Source organism: Nibrella viscosa (assembly GCF_039541875.1).
GTDB lineage: Bacteria > Bacteroidota > Bacteroidia > Cytophagales > Spirosomataceae > Nibrella > Nibrella viscosa.
In genome coordinates this window covers 1-1,080 of the sequence record NZ_BAABHB010000044.1, presented here as the reverse complement: position 1 = coordinate 1,080, position 1,080 = coordinate 1, and the positions used below count along the sequence as shown (strand labels likewise).

The window sequence follows — 1,080 nt, the reverse complement described above, 5'->3', positions numbered from 1 at the left end:
CCTGCTTCGGCGGTCAGGGCAGTGTCAGCGTGGTAGGCACAGGCGGCACGGCACCTTACCAGGTGACGGGCCAGACCACGGGCTTAACGGCGGGCACTTACAGCTTTACAGTGACGGATGCCAACGGGTGTGCGGCTACAACGGAGATCACTCTGACGCAGCCTACAGCGGTAACGGCCACGGCCACGGTGAGCACCTCCATCGCCTGCTTCGGCGGTCAGGGCAGTGTCAGCGTAGTAGGCACAGGCGGCACGGCACCTTACCAGGTGACGGGTCAGACCACAGGCTTAACGGCGGGCACTTACAGCTTCACGGTGACGGATGCCAACGGCTGTGCGGCTACAACGGAGATCACTCTGACGCAGCCTACAGCGGTAACGGCCACAGCCACGGTGAGCACCTCCATCGCCTGCTTCGGCGGTCAGGGCAGTGTGAACGTGGTAGGCACAGGCGGCACGGCACCTTACCAGGTGACGGGCCAGACCACAGGTCTGGTGGCAGGCACCTATAGCTTCACGGTGACTGACGCCAACGGCTGTACAGCTACAACGGAGATCACTCTGACGCAGCCTACAGCGGTAACGGCCACGGCCACGGTGAGCACCTCCATCACCTGCTTCGGCGGTCAGGGCAGTGTCAGCGTAGTAGGCACGGGCGGCACAGCACCTTACCAGGTGACGGGCCAGACCACAGGCCTGGTAGCGGGCACCTACAGCTTCACGGTGACTGACGCCAACGGGTGTGCGGCCACAACGGAGATCACTCTGACGCAGCCTACAGCGGTAACGGCCACAGCCACGGTGAGCACCTCCATCGCCTGCTTCGGCGGTCAGGGCAGTGTCAGCGTAGTAGGCACGGGCGGCACAGCACCTTACCAGGTGACGGGCCAGACCACAGGTCTGGTAGCGGGCACCTACAGCTTTACAGTGACTGACGCCAACGGGTGTGCGGCTACAACGGAGATCACTCTGACGCAGCCTACAGCGGTAACGGCCACGGCCACGGTGAGCACCTCCATCGCCTGCTTCGGCGGTCAGGGCAGTGTCAGCGTAGTAGGCACGGGCGGCACAGCACCTTACC

Annotated in this window: 1 pseudogene; it reads left to right on the top strand. The window is 64.0% G+C overall.

What is annotated here, in order from left to right:
• Window positions 1–1,080, top strand: a pseudogene (locus ABD931_RS29100) (hypothetical protein); the annotation flags it as partial.